The sequence below is a fragment of the Lachnospira pectinoschiza genome, assembly GCF_020564355.1.
GTDB lineage: Bacteria > Bacillota > Clostridia > Lachnospirales > Lachnospiraceae > Lachnospira > Lachnospira intestinalis.
On the sequence record NZ_JAJCRR010000015.1, the window covers coordinates 1 to 669 of the forward strand.

Below are 669 nucleotides of genomic sequence, written 5' to 3' on the forward strand. Positions count from 1 at the left end.
TTGTAAAAGAAAGTATATAACCTATAAAGAAGAAAAGAGAATATAACTTTCAATAATATTTTGGTTTTTCGGAAAGATGTCATGGGATATATAGATAAAAAGCACTTAAATTGGAGCTAATAAATGCTTTATCTAAGTACTTTTTGTATTTATGAATATATGTGTGCGTCATTCATTTTATTCGTTACTGGGCAAATTATTTAATGAAAATTTTTGCCCAATCTTGTCGAGAGCTCAGAATACGGGAAACATATACGTTATGATTCTCAATATAAAAAAATGCAATATAGTTTTCAATAGGCATATAACGATAATTCTTATCTTCCACTAGTTGACCATAGCCACGACTTGTGACTGTTGGGAAACCTTCGGGAAAATTAATTAAGACTTCTAAAGCTTTTAAAATCAAATCTACTTTTGCATCTGCAGATTGTTGACTAAAAAAGTTTATCAGAATATATTCATGTATTTCTCTTAAATCATTTTTAGCTGAGTCTGAAAGTGCTACATTATAATCAATCAAGATTAAATTCCTTCCGTACATCAGCAAGACTTGTAGTCTTTCCTTTTAAAATAGCTTGGTGCCCTACAAGAATTTCTTTTTTTAAATCTGCAAAGGCTGTTCTGAAAGTATCATTATCAACTGTATCACTTGAAATGAATTCAATT

1 protein-coding gene is annotated in these 669 nt (G+C 29.3%); it reads right to left on the reverse strand.

All coding sequences use genetic code 11. The annotated features are described in order from the left end of the window. Nucleotides 1–196: 196 nt before the first annotated feature. The gene (locus tag LI288_RS14015; protein ID WP_227091063.1) at nucleotides 197–523 is read right to left on the reverse strand and encodes a type II toxin-antitoxin system RelE/ParE family toxin; all 327 of its coding nucleotides are present in this window, start codon (nucleotides 521–523) and stop codon (nucleotides 197–199) included. Nucleotides 524–669 lie beyond the last annotated feature (146 nt).